Raw genomic sequence first — 21222 nt, forward strand, 5'->3', positions numbered from 1 at the left:
GGCTTAACTCAAGCGTTAGATGCACTAAGCACATAATTGCTCACAGCCAAACTATCAGGTCAAGTCTGCTTTTATTATTTTTAAGCGTGCATAATAAGCCCTACACAAATTGGGAGATATATCATGAAAGGCTGGCTTTTTCTTGTTATCGCAATAGTTGGCGAAGTAATCGCAACATCCGCATTAAAATCTAGCGAGGGCTTTACTAAGCTTGCCCCTTCCGCCGTTGTCATAATCGGTTATGGCATCGCATTTTATTTTCTTTCTCTGGTTCTGAAATCCATCCCTGTCGGTGTTGCTTATGCAGTCTGGTCGGGACTCGGCGTCGTCATAATTACAGCCATTGCCTGGTTGCTTCATGGGCAAAAGCTTGATGCGTGGGGCTTTGTAGGTATGGGGCTCATAATTGCTGCCTTTTTGCTCGCCCGATCCCCATCGTGGAAGTCGCTGCGGAGGCCGACGCCATGGTGACGGTGTTCGGCATTCTGAATCTCACCGAGGACTCCTTCTTCGATGAGAGCCGGCGGCTAGACCCCGCCGGCGCTGTCACCGCGGCGATCGAAATGCTGCGAGTCGGATCAGACGTCGTGGATGTCGGACCGGCCGCCAGCCATCCGGACGCGAGGCCTGTATCGCCGGCCGATGAGATCAGACGTATTGCGCCGCTCTTAGACGCCCTGTCCGATCAGATGCACCGTGTTTCAATCGACAGCTTCCAACCGGAAACCCAGCGCTATGCGCTCAAGCGCGGCGTGGGCTACCTGAACGATATCCAAGGATTTCCTGACCCTGCGCTCTATCCCGATATTGCTGAGGCGGACTGCAGGCTGGTGGTTATGCACTCAGCGCAGCGGGATGGCATCGCCACCCGCACCGGTCACCTTCGACCCGAAGACGCGCTCGACGAGATTGTGCGGTTCTTCGAGGCGCGGGTTTCCGCCTTGCGACGGAGCGGGGTCGCTGCCGACCGGCTCATCCTCGATCCGGGGATGGGATTTTTCTTGAGCCCCGCACCGGAAACATCGCTGCACGTGCTGTCGAACCTTCAAAAGCTGAAGTCGGCGTTGGGGCTTCCGCTATTGGTCTCGGTGTCGCGGAAATCCTTCTTGGGCGCCACCGTTGGCCTTCCTGTAAAGGATCTGGGTCCAGCGAGCCTTGCGGCGGAACTTCACGCGATCGGCAATGGCGCTGACTACGTCCGCACCCACGCGCCTGGAGATCTGCGAAGCGCAATCACCTTCTCGGAAACCCTCGCGAAATTTCGCAGTCGCGACGCCAGAGACCGAGGGTTAGATCATGCCTAGCATTCACCTTCCGGCCGCCCGCTAGCGGACCCTGGTCAGGTTCCGCGAAGGTGGGCGCAGACATGCTGGGCTCGTCAGGATCAAACTGCACTATGAGGCGGCGGTTCATACCGCGCCAGGGGAGCGAATGGACAGCGAGGAGCCTCCGAACGTTCGGGTCGCCTGCTCGGGTGATATCGACGAGGTTGTGCGGCTGATGCACGACGCTGCGGCGTGGATGTCCGCCAAGGGAACGCCCGCCTGGGACGTCGCGCGGATCGACCGGACATTCGCGGAGACCTTCGTCCTGAGATCCGAGCTCCTAGTCGCGAGTTGCAGCGACGGCATCGTCGGCTGTTGCACCTTGTCGGCCGAGGATCCCGAGTTCTGGCCCGACGCCCTCAAGGGGGAGGCCGCATATCTGCACAAGCTCGCGGTGCGACGGACACATGCGGGCCGGGGTGTCAGCTCCGCGCTGATCGAGGCTTGCCGCCATGCCGCGCGAACGCAGGGGTGCGCCAAGCTGCGGCTCGACTGCCACCCGAACCTGCGTGGCCTATACGAGCGGCTCGGATTCACCCACGTCGACACTTTCAATCCCGGCTGGGATCCAACCTTCATCGCAGAACGCCTAGAACTCGAAATCTAACGTCCGTTCGGGCATCGAGGTCCATGTCGGGGTGGGACGGGCCCGTGGCTTCAAGATCACTTGCAGTCCGACCGCGATGTCTTGGTTGCGCGAGAGGTTGTCGATATCCTCCACTTCCATCATCAACCCTGGATAATGCCGCCGCCGTCATCGCCGCCGACGCCCGTGCCGGGCTTTTCGGGCCTGTCAGGCTTGCTCGGCCTTCAGCCTGCCTGGGCGAGATCTCCGGCGGACGGATTAACGGCGGAGCTTCGCCGCCTTTCGTGCGTGTGAAGGCCGAAGATAGTTCTCTCAAAAACATCCGTTTATGAGAGATACCAAATGTCATTTTCAGAAGACGACTGCACCAGTTGATTGGGCGTAATGGCTGTTGTGCAGCCAGCTCCTGACAGTTCAATATCAGAAGTGATCTGCACCAATCTCGACTATGCTCAATACTCGTGTGGGCTCTGTTGCAAAAATCGTGAAGCTTGAGCATGCTTGGCGGAGATTGGACGGACGGAACGATGACGGATTTCAAGTGGCGCCATTTCCAGGGTGATGTGATCCTGTGGGCGGTGCGCTGGTATTGTCGCTATCCGATCAGCTATCGCGACCTTGAGGAAATGCTGGCGGAACGCGGCATTTCGGTCGACCATACGACGATCTATCGCTGGGTCCAGTGCTACGCCCCGGAGATGGAGAAGCGGCTGCGCTGGTTCTGGCGGCGTGGCTTTGATCCGAGCTGGCGCCTGGATGAAACCTACGTCAAGGTGCGGGGCAAGTGGACCTACCTGTACCGGGCAGTCGACAAGCGGGGCGACACGATCGATTTCTACCTGTCGCCGACCCGCAGCGCCAAGGCAGCGAAGCGGTTCCTGGGCAAGGCCCTGCGAGGCCTGAAGCACTGGGAAAAGCCTGCCACGCTCAATACCGACAAAGCGCCGAGCTATGGTGCAGCGATCACCGAATTGAAGCGCGAAGGAAAGCTGGACCGGGAGACGGCCCACCGGCAGGTGAAGTATCTCAATAACGTGATCGAGGCCGATCACGGAAAGCTCAAGATACTGATCAAGCCGGTGCGCGGTTTCAAATCGATCCCCACGGCCTATGCCACGATCAAGGGATTCGAAGTCATGCGAGCCCTGCGCAAAGGACAGGCTCGCCCCTGGTGCCTGCAGCCCGGCATCAGGGGCGAGGTGCGCCTTGTGGAGAGAGCTTTTGGCATTGGGCCCTCGGCGCTGACGGAGGCCATGGGCATGCTCAACCACCATTTCGCAGCAGCCGCCTGATCGGCGCAGAGCGACAGCCTACCTCTGACTGCCGCCAATCTTTGCAACAGAGCCCGTCACTACACGTTCAGCGAAAGCGACCTCTCCATCATCCGGCAGCGGCGCGGCCCGGCCAATCGGCTGGGCTTCGCGGTGCAGCTCTGCTACCTGCGCTTTCCCGGCGTCATCCTTGGCGCTGATGAGCCACCGTTCCCGCCATTGCTGAGACTGGTCGCCAACCAGCTCAAGGTCGGCATCGAAAGCTGGGACGAGTACGGGCAGCGTGAGCAGACCCGACGCGAGCACCTGGTCGAGCTGCAAACGGTGTTCGGCTTCCAGCCGTTCACGATTGGCCACTACCGGCAGGCTGTCCAGTTGCTGACCGAGCTGGCCATGCAAACCGACAAGGGCATCGTGCTGGCCAGAGCCTTGATCGAGCACCTGCGGCGGCAGTCGGTCATTGTGCCCGCCCTCAACGCCGTCGAGCGGGCGAGCGCCGAAGCGATTACCCGCGCCAACCGGCGTCTCTACGACGCCTTGGCTGAGCCGCTGACGGACGTGCATCGCCGTCGCCTCGACGATCTGCTCAAGCGCCGCGACAACGGCAAGACGACGTGGCTGGCCTGGCTGCGGCAATCCCCGGTCAAACCGAACTCGCGGCACATGCTGGAACACATCGAACGCCTCAAGGCGTGGCAGGCGCTCGACCTGCCCTCCGGCATCGAGCGGCTGGTTCACCAGAACCGGCTGCTCAAGATCGCCCGCGAGGGCGGCCAGATGACGCCCGCCGACCTGGCGAAGTTCGAGCCGCAGCGGCGTTACGCGACCCTGGTGGCGCTCGCCATCGAGGGCATGGCCACCGTCACCGACGAAATCATCGACCTGCATGACCGCATCCTGGGCAAGCTGTTCAATGCCGCCAAGAACAAGCATCAGCAGCAGTTCCAGGCATCCGGCAAGGCGATCAATGCCAAGGTGCGGCTGTTCGGGCGCATCGGCCAGGCGCTGATCGAGGCCAAGCAAGCGGGCCGCGATCCGTTCGCCGCCATCGAGGCCGTCATGTCCTGGGATGCTTTCGCCGAGAGCGTCACCGAAGCGCAGCGGCTCGCGCAACCCGAGGACTTCGATTTCCTGCACCGCATCGGCGAGAGCTACGCCACGCTGCGCCGCTACGCGCCGGAATTTCTCGACGTGCTCAAGTTGCGGGCCGCGCCCGCCGCCAAGGACGTACTCGACGCCATCGAGGTGCTGCGCAGCATGAACAGCGACAACGCCCGCAAGGTGCCCACCGACGCGCCGACCGAGTTCATCAAGCCGCGCTGGCAGAAGCTGGTGATGACCGACACCGGCATCGACCGGCGCTACTACGAACTGTGCGCGCTGTCGGAGCTGAAGAACGCGCTGCGCTCCGGCGACATCTGGGTGCAAGGCTCGCGCCAGTTCAAGGACTTCGAGGACTACCTGGTGCCGCCCGCGAAATTCGCCAGCCTCAAGCAGGCCAGCGAATTGCCGCTGGCCGTGGCCACCGATTGCGACCAGTACCTGCATGACCGGCTGACGCTGCTGGAAACGCAGCTCGCCACCGTCAACCGCATGGCGCTGGCCAACGAGCTGCCGGACGCCATCATCACGGAGTCGGGCCTGAAGATCACGCCGCTCGATGCGGCGGTGCCCGATACCGCACAGGCCCTGATCGACCAGACGGCGATGATCCTACCGCACGTCAAGATCACCGAATTGCTGCTGGAGGTAGACGAATGGACGGGCTTCACCCGGCACTTCGCCCACCTGAAGTCAGGCGACCTGGCCAAGGACAAAAACCTGTTGCTGACCACGATCCTCGCCGACGCGATCAACCTGGGCCTGACCAAGATGGCGGAATCGTGCCCCGGCACGACCTACGCCAAGCTGGCCTGGCTGCAAGCCTGGCACATCCGCGACGAAACCTACGGGGCGGCACTGGCCGAGCTGGTCAACGCGCAGTTCCGACATCCCTTCGCCGAGCATTGGGGCGACGGCACCACGTCATCGTCGGACGGCCAGAACTTCCGCACCGGCAGCAAGGCCGAGAGCACCGGCCACATCAATCCGAAATACGGCAGCAGCCCAGGGCGGACGTTCTACACCCATATCTCCGACCAGTACGCGCCGTTCCACACCAAGGTCGTGAACGTCGGCGTGCGCGACTCGACCTACGTGCTCGACGGCCTGCTGTATCACGAATCCGACCTGCGGATCGAGGAGCACTACACCGACACGGCAGGGTTCACGGACCACGTCTTCGCGTTGATGCACCTGCTGGGCTTCCGCTTCGCCCCGCGCATTCGTGACCTGGGCGACACCAAGCTCTACATCCCGAAGGGCGATGCCACCTACGAGGCGTTGAAACCGATGATCGGCGGCACGCTCAACATCAAGCACGTCCGCGCCCATTGGGATGAAATCCTGCGGATGGCCACCTCGATCAAGCAGGGCACGGCGACGGCCTCGCTGATGCTCAGGAAGCTTGGCAGCTACCCGCGCCAGAACGGCCTGGCCGTCGCCCTGCGTGAGCTGGGACGCATCGAGCGCACACTGTTCATCCTGGACTGGCTGCAAAGCGTCGAGCTGCGCCGCCGCGTGCATGCCGGGCTGAACAAAGGCGAGGCGCGCAACGCGCTGGCCCGCGCCGTGTTCTTCAACCGCCTGGGGGAAATCCGCGACCGCAGCTTCGAGCAGCAGCGCTACCGGGCCAGCGGCCTCAACCTGGTGACGGCGGCCATCGTGCTATGGAACACGGTCTATCTGGAGCGGGCCGCGAACGCCTTGCGTGGCCACGGTCAAGCCGTCGATGACGGCCTGTTGCAGTACCTGTCGCCGCTCGGCTGGGAGCACATCAACCTGACCGGCGATTACCTCTGGCGCAGCAGCGCCAAGATCGGCGCGGGCAAGTTCAGGCCGCTACGGCCGCTGCAACCGGCTTAGCGTGCTTTATTTTCCGTTTTCTGAGACGACCCCTGAAGGCGGCCTTTCCCTTCATGTGCGCGACATGTCGGACTTGGTAAATAGCAAGATTTTCGCGACTGACTTATCTTCGGTCGTGTTCGATCAACGAAGCGGTCATCTACTCCTACTCAGCGACGAGTCGAAGCTGCTGATTGAAATGACGGATGTGGGGAAAGTCGTGAGTTTTCGCTCCTTGGCCACCGGTTTTGCTGGGTTGCAGAAAGGTATTCCCCAGGCAGAGGGTGTAACGACCGACACGGACGGCTATTTATACATCGTCAGCGAACCAAATCTGTTTTACCGATTCACACGGGCGCAAGATTGACTTATAGGAGTAACTCCTCATCGCTGGGCGTTTCTCAACGCTCTTACAAGCTGACAGATTCTATGATTTACAATGGAAGGCAAATCTACCGTTTGGTGGGATTTGATCTGACCTTCGCTTTGGCCGATATCATCCATTGCAAAAACTCGTATCAGCCACTCGCCTAGTTGCACCGCACCACCCACAACTGATCCAGCTTGGTCGTGAAACTTTGGCTCATCATCTCCCGTCGCGTGCTCCAGTCCGGCGCGGTGGTTACGCGGCCGGGCCGGAGGGTGTTGCGGCCCCACTTGGCGTTGATTGCATCGAGCACGCCCATAACCCGCTCCGACGCAGCGGACTGGGTTTGAGCGAATAGATCGTCGGTGTACTCGCCACGCTGGCACAGATCCATTAGCAGGACCTCGGCCTTGCTGAACGAAAAGCCCTCGCGATAGATGTGCTCCAAACCGGCGATCGCCGCCCGGGTGATGTATCGGGTGTCGTCGGTGGGATACGGCAGCTCACACACCACGCCTTTTGCGAACTTGGGCTCGTCGGGATTGAACATGCCGGTACGGATGCTGATTCGGACACGCTTGCACAGTGACTGCTGTGCCCTCAGCTTCTCGCTGGCCCGGGCGGCGTACGCCGCCACTGCCTCCTTGATCGGCTCCAGCTCGCGCAAGCGCTTGCCGAACATCCGCGAGCAGCAGATTTCTTGTTTGGGTGACGCGACCCCGGACTGATTCTCCAGCTTGCCTTTGACCTGGAGCAGCTTCGAACCCATTAAGGCTGGCCTGTATCGCTCCGCAAGGTCTCGCCACACCACTACGTGGACCATGCCGAACTCTTATGTCTGGGAGAATTTCCAGGTGGCAGCCAATGGAAATGGTGGATTACCCAGCCGCCAGGCGCTGCCCGCTTTTTGGCGTAGATTCGACTTATCACTAGCGTCCGCTATTGGCCGAAAGCGGTCGTCTAGTACTGTAACTCCTCGTACTGGCCGGTAGCGTATCAAGTGGCATCGTTCAGCTAACGAAGCGTTCCGAGTCGACCCCGAACCAGAAACGGCATGAGATTTACCGGGGTGACGCCAGCCGGGGCATGCCAGCGAATATCGCCGAAGGGGTCAAAAGGAGCTAAGACGATTTGGTCACTAAGTGCAGGATATATCGGATTGCCATCTTGAGTAGCTAATACATGTTTGTTTGGTCGCTTGTTCATATAAATGATTCATCTATATAGAGGCGACCAAGACTTAGTGGTAACGCTAACCGCCACACTGGTTATCGTCGAAATAGACAAAGGCCAACTTGTTGCCGTCAGGATCACGAACATAGGCTGCGTAGAATCCCGTTCCGTACTCAGGTCTGGGGCCAGGAGAGCCTTCGTCAGTACCTCCGTTCTCAAGCGCGAGTTCAAAGAGTCGCCCTATTAGCGCTGGGCTCTCCGTGAGTAACGCCGTCATGGTTCCATTGCCGGGGCGTGCTTCCTCTTGGTTATAAGGAAGACAAGCGTGAAAGGTGGGGGTCCGGTTGCCCGGAACTCCCCAAGCAACCGATCGCTCGTCCCTCCACGAAATTTCCAACCCCATTGCTGAGAATATAGGTTCGTAGAAACGCGCTGAACGGTTCAGATCGGTCGTTCCGACCATTGTATATGCAATCATCCTTCCCTCCCAATCTCGCTGAAAAAAGGAGTAATAACCGAAGTGTAAAAAGCGCTGGTCATATGACATTTAGCCGAAGGCGTTCTCTTCAAGGCATCGAAGCAGATACCGCGCATGATCAGTCTACTGAGGAAACATCATTCAAGACTAGCGCGGCGTTGCTAGAAGAATAAGCGGCTTGCGCTAGCATTAAGCTGGGCGCGACAACAGACATCTAGTTGGGCGGCACCTGAAGGTTTCGACCAGCCACATAACGGCCTGGGTCAATCGACGGGCAAGAGTAGAATGTCTCCTATAGTCCGCTAGTGTGCGCTCTCTTGCTTGGATGGCATTACGTTCTGGCCCAACGTTACTGTAGCGAATCCGCAGCAGTATCAATCAAAGCCTCCTGTATCCCGCGTGAAGAAAGACGCTACGTTGCGCCCGTTCTTCCACGGCTTCGCTTGCCGCCCCGCTACGGCAGATTCGAAGCATTCATCGAAATGTCATCATTTAGAAGCAGTGCGTTAACAAGGAATTTCTACCCTTTGCATCGCGAACCGCAATTGTGCGGCCAGCAATATTGCGAAAGGTGATCAAATGACGCCCCATCCGATACAGGACGCCGTGCTGCGGGTCGACCGGTTGAGCGTCGTCTACCCAGGCGGCGTGACAGCCCTACGCGATACCTCGATTGCATTTCGGCGTGGTGAGTTCACCGTGCTGCTTGGTCTCTCGGGCGCAGGCAAGTCGACCTTGCTCCGTAGCCTCAATCGACTCGTCACGCCCACTCGCGGCAGTGTCACCAGCGAGCTCGGTGAGCTCGGCAGCGGCTCGGCCTTGCGTCAGCATCGTCGGCGTACCGCCATGATCTTTCAGCACCACCAGCTAATCGAACGTCAAAGCGCACTGGCTAATGTGCTTACCGGTCGGCTGGCCTTTCACAACACGCTCCGCTCGCTGTTTCCTCTGCCGCGTGCCGATCAGGAGATTGCGCTCAGTTGCCTCGCTCGGGTCGGTCTGGCAGACAAGGCGCTAAGCCGGGTGGACAAACTGTCCGGTGGCCAGCAGCAGCGGGTAGGCATCGCGCGTGCGCTAGCGCAACAGCCCGCGATCATTCTTGCCGATGAGCCGGTAGCCAGTCTCGACCCGGCCACTTCGGTCCGTGTTCTCGGACTGCTGCGCGACATCTGCAAGGAAGACGGGATCACCGCCATCGTTTCGCTGCATCAACTCGAATATGCCCGCCGCTTCGCCGATCGCGTCGTCGGGCTGGCCGATTCTCAGATCGTTTTCGATGCCGCGCCCTCGGAACTCACCGATGCGCAGCTTGAGCGCATCTATGCAGGCCGCTCTACGACTCAGCCAGCAACTGCTCCGGCTGAAACCCCTGTCATGCTCGCACCTTCACTGGAGATGTCCCGATGAAACGCTTATCCGCTCTCTTATTGACCTGTTTGCTGTCCGCTGTTTCAAGTCTGTCCGCCGTAGCGGCCGATGCCGATCCGGATGTGCTAAAGGTTGCGCTGCTGCCGGACGAAAACGCCTCGGAGTTGATCAAGCGAAACCAGCCGCTGAAGGATTATCTGGAAGAGCATCTGGACAAGAAGGTGCAGCTGATCGTAACCACCGACTATTCCTCGATGATTGAGGCGATGCGCTTTGGCCGTATCGACCTGGCGTATTTCGGTCCGCTGTCCTACGTCATGGCCAAAAGCAAAAGCGACATCGAGCCCTTCGCTGCCATGGTCATCGACGGCAAGCCGACCTATCGCTCAGTGATTATCGCCAATGTGGCGTCAGGCGTGAATGAGTATGCCGACCTTAAGGGCAAGAAGATGGCCTATGGTGACCGGGCATCGACGTCCAGCCATCTGATTCCCAAAACCGTGCTTCTTGAGACGGCCGAGCTGACGGGTGGGCAGGACTACGAACAACATTTTGTGGGCACGCATGACGCCGTTGCCGTCAACGTGGCGAACGGAAACGCCGATGCGGGTGGGCTGTCGGAGGTAATTTTCAATCAAGTAGCCGAACGTGGCCTAATCGATCCGAGCAAGGTGAAAGTACTTGGTTACAGCGGCGAATATCCCCAATACCCCTGGGCGATGCGCTCGAACCTGAGCCCCGAGCTGAAAACCAAGGTGCGGGATGTATTCGTCGGTATCGACGATCCCGAAGTGCTGCGCAACTTCAAAGCCGAGGCCTTCGCGCCAATCACCGACGCCGACTACGATGTGATTCGCAACATGGGATCGCTGCTCGGCCTCGACTTCGCCACGATGTGAGCACCGATATGTCTACTCATCATGACGTGCAGGCGCTGCCTGCAGAGCAACGCGAGCACATCCTTCGAGGCTTCGGCCTCGGTTGGTGGCGCCAGCTGGGGCAGGTGGCAATTGTACTCGGAGTGGTGCTGTTGGCCTGCTGGTACGTGGGGCTGCTCGATGCCACCACGCTGCTGAACGGGCTGCCCTCCATCGCGACCCTGGCAGGCGAGGCCATGCCGCCAGACTTTTCGGGCTATCGAAGCTGGATTCGCCCGTTGATCGACACGCTGGCGATGAGCATCGCCGGCACGGCCATCGCAGTGGTGTTCTCGCTGGTGGTGGCCTTCGTTGCAGCGCGCAATACGGCGCCGCACCCCCTTGTGTTCGGTGTTGCCCGGGTGCTGCTCAATGCCCTGCGGTCGGTGCCGGAGCTGATCATGGGCATCATCTTCGTTGCAGCCGTAGGGTTCGGCGCCTTGCCGGGCGTGCTTGCCCTGGGTCTGCATTCGATCGGCATGGTCGGCAAGTTCTTCGCCGAGGCCATCGAGCACGTCGACGAAGCGCCGGTGGAAGCCGCTCGGGCGGCGGGGGCTACGCCGATGCAAGTGCTGCTGCACGCGGTTTTGCCACAGGTGACTCCGCAGTTCGCCGACGTGGCGATCTACCGCTGGGAATACAACTTTCGCGCCTCCACCGTGATGGGCATGGTTGGCGCCGGCGGTATCGGCTTCGAACTCATGGGCTCGCTGCGCATCATGCAGTACCAGGAGGTTGCAGCAATCCTGCTGGTCATCCTGGCCATGGTCACGCTAGTAGACGCCTTCAGTGGCGTGCTGCGCAAACGTTTCAAATAGGACAAACCATGCTGCCGAAACTCGTTATAACTCACCGAGTACACGATGAGATCCTGCAACTGCTGGCGCCACATTGCGAGCTGATGACCAACCAGAGCGACAGCACGCTGACGCGCGAGGAAATTCTGCGCCGCTGCCGCGATGCTCAGGCGATGATGGCGTTCATGCCCGATCGGGTCGATGCAGAATTTCTCCAAGCCTGCCCCGAGCTGCGTGTGGTCGGCTGCGCGCTCAAGGGCTTCGACAATTTCGATGTGGACGCCTGTACTGCCCGCGGGGTCTGGTTGACCTTCGTGCCTGATCTGTTGACGGTCCCGACTGCCGAGCTGGCGATCGGACTGGCGGTGGGGCTGGGGCGGCATCTGCGCGCAGCAGATGCGTTCGTCCGCTCTGGCGAGTTCCAGGGCTGGCAACCACAGTTCTACGGCACGGGGCTGGATAACGCGACGGTCGGCATCCTTGGCATGGGCGCCATCGGACAGGCCATGGCTGAGCGCTTGCAGGGATGGGGCGCGACCCTGCAGTACCACGAGGCGAAGGCTCTGGATACACAAACCGAGCAACGGCTCGGCCTGCGCCAGGTGGCGTGCAGCGAACTCTTCGCCAGCTCGGACTTCATCCTGCTGGCGCTTCCCTTGAATGCCGATACTGAGCATCTGGTCAACGCCGAGCTGCTTGCCCTCGTACGGCCGGGCGCTCTGCTTGTAAACCCCTGTCGTGGTTCGGTAGTGGATGAAGCCGCCGTGCTCGCGGCGCTTGAGCGAGGCCAGCTCGGCGGGTATGCGGCGGATGTATTCGAAATGGAAGACTGGGCTCGCGCGGACCGGCCGCGGCTGATCGATCCTGCGCTGCTCGCGCATCCGAATACGCTCTTCACTCCGCACATAGGGTCGGCAGTGCGCGCGGTGCGCCTGGAGATTGAACGTTGTGCAGCGCAGAGCATCATCCAGGCGTTGGCAGGTGCGCGCCCAATCAACGCTGCGAACCGTCTGCCCCAGGCCGAGCCTGCCGCATGTTGAATCCGGTCTGGCTGAAGAGCCTGGTAGCGATCGTTCAAACAGGCAGTTTTCAGAGCGCGGCGAGGGCGTTGGGGCTGGCCCAGCCGACGGTGTCGCAGCACTTGCAGAAGCTTGAAGAGCAGGTCGGCGTAACGCTGGTGCAGCGCAGTCGTAGCGGCTGCCAGCCTACCACACGTGCGCTGGCCTTCATGCCGCATGCGACCGCCTTGCTCGACATGCACGCCCGGGCGCTAGAAGCCCTGCATGGAAATAGTGAGCGCGTCGGGGCCAGCTCCAACATCGGCACCTACCTTCTCCAGCCATTCGTGCGCAGCTATCTGACGACCGCAAATGAGAGGGGCGAGGTGGATCTGCGCATCGCCGCCAACCCGGATGTGGCCGACCAGCTACTGGCGGGCCAGCTCGACGCCGCGATCATGGAATGGTGGCTACCTCACCCCGACTTCGAACACCGCCTCTGGCGGGTCGAGCCGCTGGTACTTATCGTCAGCCCCGACCATCCGCTGGCTGAAGCAGGGTGCATAGAACGCGATCGTCTGGTGGACCTGCCGATGCTGGGAGGTGAACCGGGTAGCGGTACCGGACGGCTTCTGACCGAATACTTTGGCGAGCTGGGCGTGCCTCGCAGCGGTATGCAGCTAGGCAGCACCGAGGCAGTCAAACAAGCAGTCAGGGCGGGACTCGGCGTGTCGTTGGTGATGGCTTCCGCAGTACAAGACGAAGTTCGCAGTGGCGCGCTGGTAGCTCTTCCCATCCCGGGGCTTGAAAAGCGTCTCCAACTGATCTGGCGCAAACCGCCCGGAAATCTGCACCCGCCGGGATTTGTGCGGCACTTATTGGCCGTTTGCTGTCTTTCCGGTAGCTGCCCATCCACAGCATACTGGCGAAGCGGTGAGCCTGCCGAAAGCCATGAGCAACAAACCCGAGTGCCCGGCGCCTGCTGTATCACCCCAGCAGGGCGACTTTCTCCCTGCCAGAGCTATGTTCGCGGCCCAGCTCATCAGCCAGGCGGCAGGGCTCCGTCACTGGAAGAAGCACCTTCAGATGGAACCTCCATCACGCGCGATTGACGCGCTCCCACGCCTCGCAAATACTGTTTATACATCCAGTATTCGAGATAGCTTTCGTGGACAGCATTTCAATCCTCGGCCCCGTCGCGCCGTCTCCGACGGCCATCCCGTTTTTTCTGCCTACGGTGCCCGCTGGGTTTCCCAGTCCTGCCCAGGACCACCTGGAGCAGCGCATCTCGCTCGACGAGCTTTTCAAACTGCATCGTCCACAGATTTATCTCGCTCAGGTTTCCGGTCATAGCCTGACGGGGCTGGGCATTCTCGACGGCGACTTTGTGCTGATCGACAAGGCGCTGCAACCGCGCCGCGAGGACGTGGTAATTGCGTGCTTAAACGGCGAGTCACTGATCAAGATTTTCGACATTGAGCAGCAGCAGGTGGTGTTGCGCTCGGCCAACCCGGCCTACCCGCCGCGTTATGTACTTGAGGGTGAAGAACTTCAGATTTGGGGCGTATATGTCGGCTTATGCCGCCAGGGGCGCAATTGTGGCTGAGCACGTTTTCGCGCTGATTGACTGCAACAGTTTCTACTGCAGCTGCGAGCGGTTGTTCCGTCCCGATCTGATTCGCACCCCCATTGTGGTGCTCTCTAACAACGATGGCTGCGTGATTAGCCGCACGCCGGAAGCCAAGGCGCTCGGGATCAAGATGGGTGAGCCGTGGTTTCAGATTCGCCGGCGCTTTGAGGCAGCCGGGGGCGTGGCGTTCAGCTCCAACTACGCGCTGTACGGCGACATCAGCGAACGCGTGATGACCGTCATCGAGGGCCTGGTTCCGCAACTGGAGGTCTACAGCATCGACGAGGCCTTCGCGGACCTCACGGGCATCCAAACGGATCTGGTGCGCATGGGCCGAGAGATCCGCGCTCAAGTGCTCGCCGCCACGGGTATCCCCACAGGGGTCGGCATAGCGCCGACCAAAACGCTGGCCAAGCTCGCCAACTTCGCCGCAAAACGCTGGCAGAAGCAGACCGGGGGTGTAGTGGATATCACTGACCCGCAGCGCCGGGACAAGCTGCTGAAGGCTGTGGCCGTCAATGAAGTCTGGGGAGTCGGTCGGCGGCTCACCGAGCGACTCGGCGAGATGGGTATACGCACGGCCTGGCAACTGGCCGAGGCGGATGCCTGGACCCTGCGGAAAAAATTCAGTGTGGTCTTGGAGAAAACCGCACGCGAGCTTCGCGGGACGCCCTGCCTAGAGCTGGACAGCGTGGCACCGCCCAAGCAGGAGATCTGCTGCAGCCGCATGTTTGGGCAACGTCTGCACGACTTAGCGCCCATCCGCGAGGCGGTCGCCAGCTACGCCGCTCGGGCCAGCGAGAAGCTGCGCGCTCAGGGCTCGGTGTGCAAGCGGGTTCGGGTCAGCATCCGCACCGGCATGTTCAACCCGGACGAACCCAAATTCGCCAAGGGCATGCTGTGCGAGCTGCCCTACCCCACCGACGACACCCGGCTGATCACCCAGGCCGCACTCACCGGCCTCGACGAGTTGTATCGCCCAGGTTTTGCGTTTTCGAAAGCCGAGGTGCTGCTGATGGAGCTCTGCGGGCGAGGCGAATTCACAGACGATCTATTCGCACCCATTCAGCCGGCGCACTCGCAGCGCGTCATGGCCGTGCTGGATTCGATCAATGCCAAGTGGGGACGCGGTACGTTGCGGCCCGGCGTGGTACCGGCGACGCCGGTCTGGAGCATGCGTCGCGACCTGATGAGCCAGAGCTTCACGACGCGGGTGGATCAACTATGGAAGGTTTCCGCGCGGTAACCGCCGCAGCTATACCGCTTCTCCTGGAAGGGAAAAGGCCTTGAGCAGCAGAGGCGCGGCCAAGAGATACTCCTAGTGGCGCACCGGCCCGCTTGCAGTCCGTCACCATTCGAGCACGCCAAATCCCTACCAGGAGCAGTGGCGAGTCCGGCCTATCACCGCATTCTTCAGCTGACGGACATCGACAGCCGTTGTTGCTCGAACGTGATCCGGTTCATCAGGCAGTATTCGACCGGGTAGCCCTGTTGGTGCTTGTCACGCAACAAGTTGCTTCCCACGAAATAACACGTGCTCACATAAAACCTCAGACCGCCCGAGGGGTACTTGTCGCTCAGCAGGTGCGCCGTCTCTCCCTGGATCGAAAACCCGCATATCTCCGACCACAGAAAACTCACGCCACCGCACTCCAACCCCGCGTCCGTAACCGTCAGGATTTCCTGCGTCTGCGTCCCACCAACCGGCTGAGCGAAAAACCGACCGTTGCGAAGAATCGGCGGAAAATACTCACCGGGAAAAACCTCTTTGAACACCAAATCATCGTCCTCGCTTGCCGAGCACGCAGGTCAGGCCTGTGAGCACGTATTGATAATACCTGCACCGCTAATGCCGCTGTGCAAAAAGCTCGTCCAACATGGCGGCACCCGAAACCCACTTATGATGCCGCCGGTACCGACAAGGTGCGACCTGCAGCCGGACACATCGAGTTGGGTTTCCATAAAGTCGGGAGATGCTGAAGGCACCTACATTCAAGGAGCCCGTCATGAATCTGATCCAAAACATCGCCCAACTGCTGACCCTCTTCTGCAAGCCCGCCAGCACGGCGTACACCACCATCATTTATCCCAGCCAGGGAAAGGCGGTCGTGGTGCATGACGGCCTCGGCATTCGCCATGAGCGCCCTTGGTATCAGGTCCCCTGGCTGGACGAGGACACGAGTGAGACCTTCGATAGTCTGCTGCACGCTCACACCAACTGGGCTGACTCATTCGATCCGGTTCAGCCGATCCAGACCGAGGAAATTTCCTCGATTTTCTCCGCCCCCTTCGAGCCAATGGAAACCTGCTGGGTCAATCCGGCCAACGGCATGCCCATGCTCGACAGCTGTTTCGATGCCATGGGGAACGCGTTCGGCACGGACATGCTGAGCGATAGCCTGTCGTTTGATCACGGCATAAGCAGTTTCGAAAGCAGCTTTTCGTCGTTCGGTTTCGATTGAACGCAGACGCCACAGCCCCGGAGGAAATTGATCATGTCGCCACTTTCGCTGCTCGTCAGCTTCATCCTTGTCTTCGCCATAGGCATCTCCTGGCTGGCCTTGGCGGTAGACGCCCGCATGGCGCGGGGCCGGTTGATTCGGCAGATCCCCTTACCGCTGGACCACCATCGCCGATCACCGCGCGGGCTCCGGCCAGTGATGGCAATGACAGGCAGTTTGCTCGTGCTGCTTGCCGGTATCGGGGCAGCCATCCTAGGCCGACTCGCCACCATGCAGCCGGCGGAAGCAGCGGCGGTATTCATCGCTTATCCGCTGTTGAAAAACCTCTGGGGCCAGATCATGGGCGCCGGCCCCATCGTCTGCGTCGTACTGGCCGTACCGGGAACGTACTGCATCCGCGTCGGCATCGGCAGCGACAAAGGTTGATGCCACCGTTGCCGTGTGGCCGCCACTGCGGCAACGGGATCGTACATTAGCGGACTCTGGTAGTCGGACGGCACCATCGCGTTGCCATCGGACATCCACTACGGCAACGGACCAATAGGAAAAGCCATGGATACAACGACTTACACGATCCTCTTTTTCATCGGCCTGACGCTGGCGGTGATTGCGGTTGCCACGGTGATTGGCCTGATAGTGGCGCAGAGTGCGGACGGCAAGAGTGCAATGAGGCGTTCTGATGGTGCGCCTGCCCACGGCGGGCGCTCTGTCCAGGACGACGATCCGAATCGATCTTGAAGCGCAGCGACCCGCCCTGCTGCCAACGGCCTCCTCCTGGCGCATGCCACGTGTAGATGTTCCAGAGCTTCCCGGAGGGTGAGTACCGAAGGTGCACACCGGAAGCCGCCCTCGAACGCATTGAGTACCGCTTCTCCTGGAAGGGAAAGCGCCTGACGAACGACGACGGACTTCCGGAAGCACTCGAAAACGGCACTCAGATTGGTACAACGATTTTGAAAATCAGCTGCCGGCACTTGGTGCCTTATCCCTCGCAGGCACGCGCTCCCCGGCTTGCTTGCCGGTGTAGATGCACACCGCTGAGTTGTAACCGTTGTAGGCAACCGCGTGATTGAAGTCGCAGAAGTAGGCCGGATGCTTGGTGGCAATGGTATCGCCTGCCTTGCAATGCTGACCGATGAACTCAACCAGCGAGTCATTGTTCTGGCCGAGACAGGCATTGCCGGTAAGGCTTACACCCTTGGATGAGGTAACGCCGCTGAAGGCTACCAGCGCGCCTACCGCGACGACGGCTACCAGAATTGCTTTTTGCATTGTGTGCTCCCACAACTGTTCCCTGCCAGGGGAAAGTCCCTGGCTGCGAACCATGGGATCACAGACTGGAGAGAACCCAAACCAGGTGCCGCAGCATCAAGCCTACCGATTCTTGGCACCCAGGTTTTCCAGCCAGCCCGACACGCAGCGCTGAGGGCACACCACACATAGCCCAGCGACAACCCTATATTTCACATCCTGAATGATCAGAAGGGTAAATTATTCACACAATAAATTATTTAAAACGAAATAATTCAGCATAATTTGGTGGTCGCCGCGACCAAAGGCCGCCACTCGCGAATGGCAATCAGGACCTGGAGGTTGGTTATGCACTGCCGTCATACTGCTGTTGCAGGTAATTGGGCTCAGAGGTGGGGAAAGCTGTAGATACCCATTGCCATGGAGAGGTGCTGGCCTTGGCGAGTGCCCTGACGTTAAAGCGGGCAATACAGGCAGTAGGGATTTCGTGTAGTCATCACATACTTTCCGTGATGGCATCCTCACCCCATCAAGAATTTCACATTAATATTGGAAAGTAGTCCCAATGCTCACGAGGGAATTATTTTATAGGTAAGTGAGCACTTAGACTGAAAATCAATGCTTAGACATATGACAGCCGCCAAACAATAACTAGCCATCCATAATCCCAGACTACCGAGAACCACATGCGCCACGCTACAGTAACTTGCCACAACTGCAAAATGGAAATGATACCCCGTACTCAATACCGATACGGACAGCCTTCAGGGAATCACTGCCCCTTTTGCCTTAGCCAAAACTGGCACGGCCTAAACCGAACGCGAACGCTTGGAGAACAAGCGTTCGCTTTACTAGGCCTAGGACTCGGAATTATCCTGAGCGTTCTAACTGGCCTACTACTCATGAAACTTATAACAATGGCGGGCCTAAAAGCATTATTCCCCTGGCCACATTTCATCGCATTAGGGCTGGCAGTATGGGCAGGATACAAGTTTTATTTCTGGTTTATTGATTACGAATTCAATCGACCAAAGAACCAAAACTGAACCGCCCCGCAGTTCCGGAGGCTCTTGAGTGCGAGTCACGTCGCCTGGGCAGACTCGGCAAGACGTCGATAGTAGATCGCATCGGCTTCCGCCGGCGGTATGTTCCCGATGGGCTCCAGCAACCGTCGGTGGTTGAACCGGCCCGCCCACTCCAGCGTTACCAGATCCACTGCCTCGCGGCTTTGCCATGACCGCCGGTGGATCACCTCGGCTTTGTACAGCCGAGGCCGGGGCCGTCAAAACACAACACCCCCAGAAAGCCCCGCAAACGGCCCAGGGAGCACGGAAAGCTTAAACCGCCACCCAGCAAGGGCGGTTTAAGCTTTCGTCGCACCCAGAGCCTCCAGCGAGCTCAGCGTCCCGGTATACTGCCAATCTCACGCTCACCCCTACGCCAGCCCCAAAGCCTCACCCTCGACCTGCGGAAGCGCTCTCATCCGCTACGCGACACAGACTCCCGCCTCAACCCTCAAAATCTCATCTCGTAATATATCTATAAGGAATCAACCCCCTTTTTTTTGAGTTCTTTAGAACTTCTAACCTTCCGCGCAGTGAGGGTGGAAAGTCGCTGGAACCCGCATGGCTGCTGGGTTTGCGCTGTTTCCACCTTCCGCGAAGTGGCAAGAATTTCCACCTAACCCGCTTTCTCTTTCCACCGAACTCTTTCCACGGTGGAAATTGAGGGTGGAAAGTCGCTGGAACCCGCATGGCTGCTGGGTTTGCGCTGTTTCCACCTTCCGCGAAGTGGCAAGAATTTCCACCTAACCCAGCTTCTCTTTCCACCGAACTCTTTCCACGGTGGAAATTGAGGGTGGAAAGTCGCTGGAACCCGCATGGTTGCTGGGTTTGAGGTGTTTCCACCTTCCGCGAAGTGGCAAGAATTTCCACCTAACCCAGTTTCTCTTTCCACCGAACTCTTTCCACCGTGGAAAGTGCTTCAGCAGGCCAGTCGCTGCTGGCTTTTCGGCTTTACGTGAAGGCGGAAACTAACCGCCACTTTCATTGACGCGTTTCTTGACCGGAGGTGTATTTGTCTGCTCATGCGCTTGGGATTTTTTCGGGTCATGAGACGCTGCCGGCACCTACCCTCAAGGAGCCCCGCATGACGCAACTTTTTTCTAAACCTACCAGAATCTGGTCAGATTAAGGCCTCATAACCAGAAAAGGTTGCTATCTAATGGGCGTCGGCTAAATCACCGGGAAAATGAAAATGTCGACACTTAACCCCCCACATCTTCAGCCAGAGCTCATTACTCATGAGGCCCTGCAGCACCTAACTGGATACGAGCGGCGCGCTGATATCGAGCGTTCGCTGCGATCGCAGGGGATCGTGTACTTCTATGGCCGCTACGGCATCTGGACGACTATCACGCTGATCAACCGCGCTGGCGGTGTCGGAGGCGGTGACTCCGAATGCTATAGCCCGGAGATCATTTGATGGCCCGTGGACGGAAGCGGAAGCCGAATCCGCATATACCAGCACATATCGATCAAAGCGCCCTGCCGCGAGGAATCTATTTTGACTCCCGTGGCTCTGGAGTTTGGTACACGATTTACCAAGATGAGGGCGGTAAGCCACACCGCAAAAATCTGGCGGGCTCGAATATAACGTTGTCTGAGTTGCACCGCCTCATGGAGGATCGTTCATGTGTCGATCGAAACAGCCTGGCCTATCTGTCCGAGCAATACCACAACAGTAAAAAATTCGGCGGCTTGGCACAGAAAACCCAAGAAAGTTACTGCTACGCGCGCGATGTTGTTCTCAACCTCCCCACAAAGAGCGGCGATTCACTGGGCAAGCTCTCGGTACGAAAGTTTACGCCCGCTCTAGTTCAACGCATTATCGACAGGATTGCCGAAGACGGAGCACCCTCTAAAGCCGCGCACGCGCTGCGATATCTACGCCTCCTCATGCAGTGGGGGCGTAATCGCGGTTACGTGGACACGAACCCCGCACAAGGGATTGAGGCACCCAAGGAGCGCAAGCAGCGCCGCCTCCCAAACCCGACCGTGATGGGGGAACTAACTCAGTTTGCTCGGCAGCAGGGTGCGTTAACACGCGGCATGAAAGGGGCCTGTGCACCTTATCTCTGGTATGTCATGGAGATCAGCTATCTCTGCCGCCTGCGTGGCATTGAAACGGTCACACTCACAGATGCTCACGAGCTACCCGAGGGCGTACGTACCAATCGCCGCAAGGGCAGCCGCGACAACATCGTACGCTGGACGCCGCGCTTGCGCGCAGCCTGGGAAGCAGCCAAGCAAACACGTGCGGACATTTGGGAAAAGAAGAAAATGCCGATACCGCTCCTGCCCGAGCAGCGCCGGATAATTGTGGCAGCGCACGGCGGAGCATTACAAAAATCGAGCCTGGACACCGCCTGGCAACGGCTGATGACCCTGGCCATGGAGAAAAAAATCCTGCTCCCGCATGAGCGCTTTGGTCTTCATGACTGTAAACGCCGGGGCATTACCGATACGGCAGGCAACAGGGCAGACAAGCAAGACGCCAGCGGCCATCGTGATGCGTCGATGCTAGATGTATACGATTTCAGCCTGCCCGTTGTGAACACCCCAGAGCAGCAATGAAAGAGAGGCGGCTATAAAAGC

General features: G+C 59.3%; 19 protein-coding genes and 4 pseudogenes. 18 read left to right on the forward strand and 5 right to left on the reverse strand.

Translation table 11 applies throughout. The features are described from left to right. Positions 1-123: 123 nt before the first annotated feature. From BN1079_RS11150 to BN1079_RS11175, 6 genes and pseudogenes are all read left to right on the forward strand, one after another. On the forward strand, positions 124-471 hold the full coding sequence (locus BN1079_RS11150) for a quaternary ammonium compound efflux SMR transporter QacE delta 1 (protein ID WP_000679427.1): 348 nt from the start codon (positions 124-126) through the stop codon (positions 469-471). Next, on the forward strand, positions 465-1304 hold the full coding sequence (gene sul1 / locus BN1079_RS11155; RefSeq protein ID WP_000259031.1) for a sulfonamide-resistant dihydropteroate synthase Sul1: 840 nt from the start codon (positions 465-467) through the stop codon (positions 1302-1304). Before BN1079_RS11150 ends, sul1 begins: the two co-directional genes overlap by 7 nt. Before the next feature lie 127 nt (positions 1305-1431). Beyond that, a complete protein-coding gene (locus BN1079_RS11160) occupies positions 1432-1932 on the forward strand; it encodes a GNAT family N-acetyltransferase (protein WP_000376623.1) in 501 nt (166 codons plus the stop codon). A 506-nt stretch (positions 1933-2438) separates the two neighbouring features. Then, entirely contained in the window at positions 2439-3203 is a 765-nt protein-coding gene (locus BN1079_RS11165) for an IS6-like element IS6100 family transposase (RefSeq protein WP_001389365.1), read from the forward strand. A 24-nt stretch (positions 3204-3227) separates the two neighbouring features. Further along, on the forward strand, positions 3228-6146 hold the full coding sequence (locus tag BN1079_RS11170) for a Tn3-like element ISPa38 family transposase (protein ID WP_049339758.1): 2919 nt from the start codon (positions 3228-3230) through the stop codon (positions 6144-6146). A gap of 34 nt (positions 6147-6180) precedes the next feature. Beyond that, positions 6181-6492, forward strand: a pseudogene (locus BN1079_RS11175) (SdiA-regulated domain-containing protein); the annotation flags it as partial. 163 nt (positions 6493-6655) lie between these two features. Here BN1079_RS11175 and BN1079_RS11180 read toward each other — a convergent pair. Together BN1079_RS11180 and BN1079_RS17415 are read right to left on the reverse strand one after the other, a co-directional pair. Further along, a pseudogene (locus BN1079_RS11180) lies at positions 6656-7210 on the reverse strand (DinB/UmuC family translesion DNA polymerase); the annotation flags it as partial. A 534-nt stretch (positions 7211-7744) separates the two neighbouring features. Further along, positions 7745-8212, reverse strand: coding sequence for a VOC family protein (locus tag BN1079_RS17415; RefSeq protein WP_306424301.1), 468 nt, complete (start codon positions 8210-8212; stop codon positions 7745-7747). Between the two features lie 510 nt (positions 8213-8722). On the opposite strand from BN1079_RS17415, the gene phnC reads away from it, so the two are divergent. From phnC to umuC, 7 genes and pseudogenes are all read left to right on the forward strand, one after another. Further along, on the forward strand, positions 8723-9550 hold the full coding sequence (gene phnC / locus BN1079_RS11185) for a phosphonate ABC transporter ATP-binding protein (RefSeq protein ID WP_003117867.1): 828 nt from the start codon (positions 8723-8725) through the stop codon (positions 9548-9550). Further along, on the forward strand, positions 9547-10410 hold the full coding sequence (gene phnD, locus BN1079_RS11190; protein ID WP_003117866.1) for a phosphate/phosphite/phosphonate ABC transporter substrate-binding protein: 864 nt from the start codon (positions 9547-9549) through the stop codon (positions 10408-10410). Before phnC ends, phnD begins: the two co-directional genes overlap by 4 nt. Before the next feature lie 8 nt (positions 10411-10418). Then, the gene (gene phnE, locus BN1079_RS11195) at positions 10419-11246 is read left to right on the forward strand and encodes a phosphonate ABC transporter, permease protein PhnE (RefSeq protein WP_003298907.1); all 828 of its coding nucleotides are present in this window, start codon (positions 10419-10421) and stop codon (positions 11244-11246) included. Positions 11247-11254: 8 nt separating this feature from the next. Beyond that, positions 11255-12265 carry a phosphonate dehydrogenase PtxD gene (ptxD, locus tag BN1079_RS11200; RefSeq protein ID WP_003152798.1) on the forward strand — a complete coding sequence of 337 codons (1011 nt, stop codon included), beginning with the start codon at positions 11255-11257 and terminating at the stop codon, positions 12263-12265. Beyond that, positions 12259-13125: pseudogene (locus BN1079_RS11205) on the forward strand (LysR family transcriptional regulator); the annotation flags it as partial. The gene ptxD and the pseudogene BN1079_RS11205, both read left to right, overlap by 7 nt. A 266-nt stretch (positions 13126-13391) precedes the next feature. Continuing rightward, positions 13392-13829: a LexA family protein gene (locus tag BN1079_RS11210; RefSeq protein WP_037024399.1), complete on the forward strand. Its 438-nt coding sequence runs from the start codon at positions 13392-13394 to the stop codon at positions 13827-13829. Further along, positions 13792-15099, forward strand: coding sequence for a translesion error-prone DNA polymerase V subunit UmuC (gene umuC / locus BN1079_RS11215; protein ID WP_052114470.1), 1308 nt, complete (start codon positions 13792-13794; stop codon positions 15097-15099). The genes BN1079_RS11210 and umuC overlap by 38 nt, the downstream gene beginning before the upstream one ends. Before the next feature lie 167 nt (positions 15100-15266). Here the strand turns inward: umuC and BN1079_RS11220 are convergent, their stop codons facing one another. Then, on the reverse strand, positions 15267-15629 hold the full coding sequence (locus tag BN1079_RS11220) for a hypothetical protein (RefSeq protein ID WP_231850778.1): 363 nt from the start codon (positions 15627-15629) through the stop codon (positions 15267-15269). Positions 15630-15859: 230 nt separating this feature from the next. Between BN1079_RS11220 and BN1079_RS11225 the strand changes: the two genes are divergently transcribed. The 3 genes from BN1079_RS11225 (at position 15860) to BN1079_RS11235 (ending at position 17053) form a co-directional block, all read left to right on the forward strand. Beyond that, positions 15860-16315, forward strand: a complete 456-nt coding sequence (locus tag BN1079_RS11225) for a hypothetical protein (RefSeq protein ID WP_037024402.1) — start codon at positions 15860-15862, stop codon at positions 16313-16315. A gap of 33 nt (positions 16316-16348) precedes the next feature. After that, the gene (locus BN1079_RS11230) at positions 16349-16741 is read left to right on the forward strand and encodes a hypothetical protein (protein ID WP_037024403.1); all 393 of its coding nucleotides are present in this window, start codon (positions 16349-16351) and stop codon (positions 16739-16741) included. 126 nt (positions 16742-16867) lie between these two features. Then, positions 16868-17053, forward strand: coding sequence for a hypothetical protein (locus BN1079_RS11235; RefSeq protein WP_037024404.1), 186 nt, complete (start codon positions 16868-16870; stop codon positions 17051-17053). Positions 17054-17275: 222 nt separating this feature from the next. On the opposite strand, the gene BN1079_RS11240 is transcribed toward BN1079_RS11235, so the two are convergent. Then, complete coding sequence (locus BN1079_RS11240; protein ID WP_037024405.1) at positions 17276-17587, reverse strand: hypothetical protein; 312 nt, start codon at positions 17585-17587, stop codon at positions 17276-17278. Positions 17588-18647: 1060 nt separating this feature from the next. Beyond that, positions 18648-18833 (reverse strand): annotated as a pseudogene (locus tag BN1079_RS17420) (IS3 family transposase); the annotation flags it as partial. Between the two features lie 989 nt (positions 18834-19822). Here BN1079_RS17420 and BN1079_RS18025 point away from each other — a divergent pair. Then, complete coding sequence (locus BN1079_RS18025; protein WP_037024406.1) at positions 19823-20050, forward strand: DUF4224 domain-containing protein; 228 nt, start codon at positions 19823-19825, stop codon at positions 20048-20050. After that, positions 20050-21201: a site-specific integrase gene (locus BN1079_RS11250; protein WP_037024409.1), complete on the forward strand. Its 1152-nt coding sequence runs from the start codon at positions 20050-20052 to the stop codon at positions 21199-21201. The genes BN1079_RS18025 and BN1079_RS11250 overlap by 1 nt, the downstream gene beginning before the upstream one ends. Positions 21202-21222 lie beyond the last annotated feature (21 nt).

Source organism: Pseudomonas saudiphocaensis, assembly GCF_000756775.1.
Classification (GTDB): Bacteria; Pseudomonadota; Gammaproteobacteria; order Pseudomonadales; family Pseudomonadaceae; genus Stutzerimonas; species Stutzerimonas saudiphocaensis.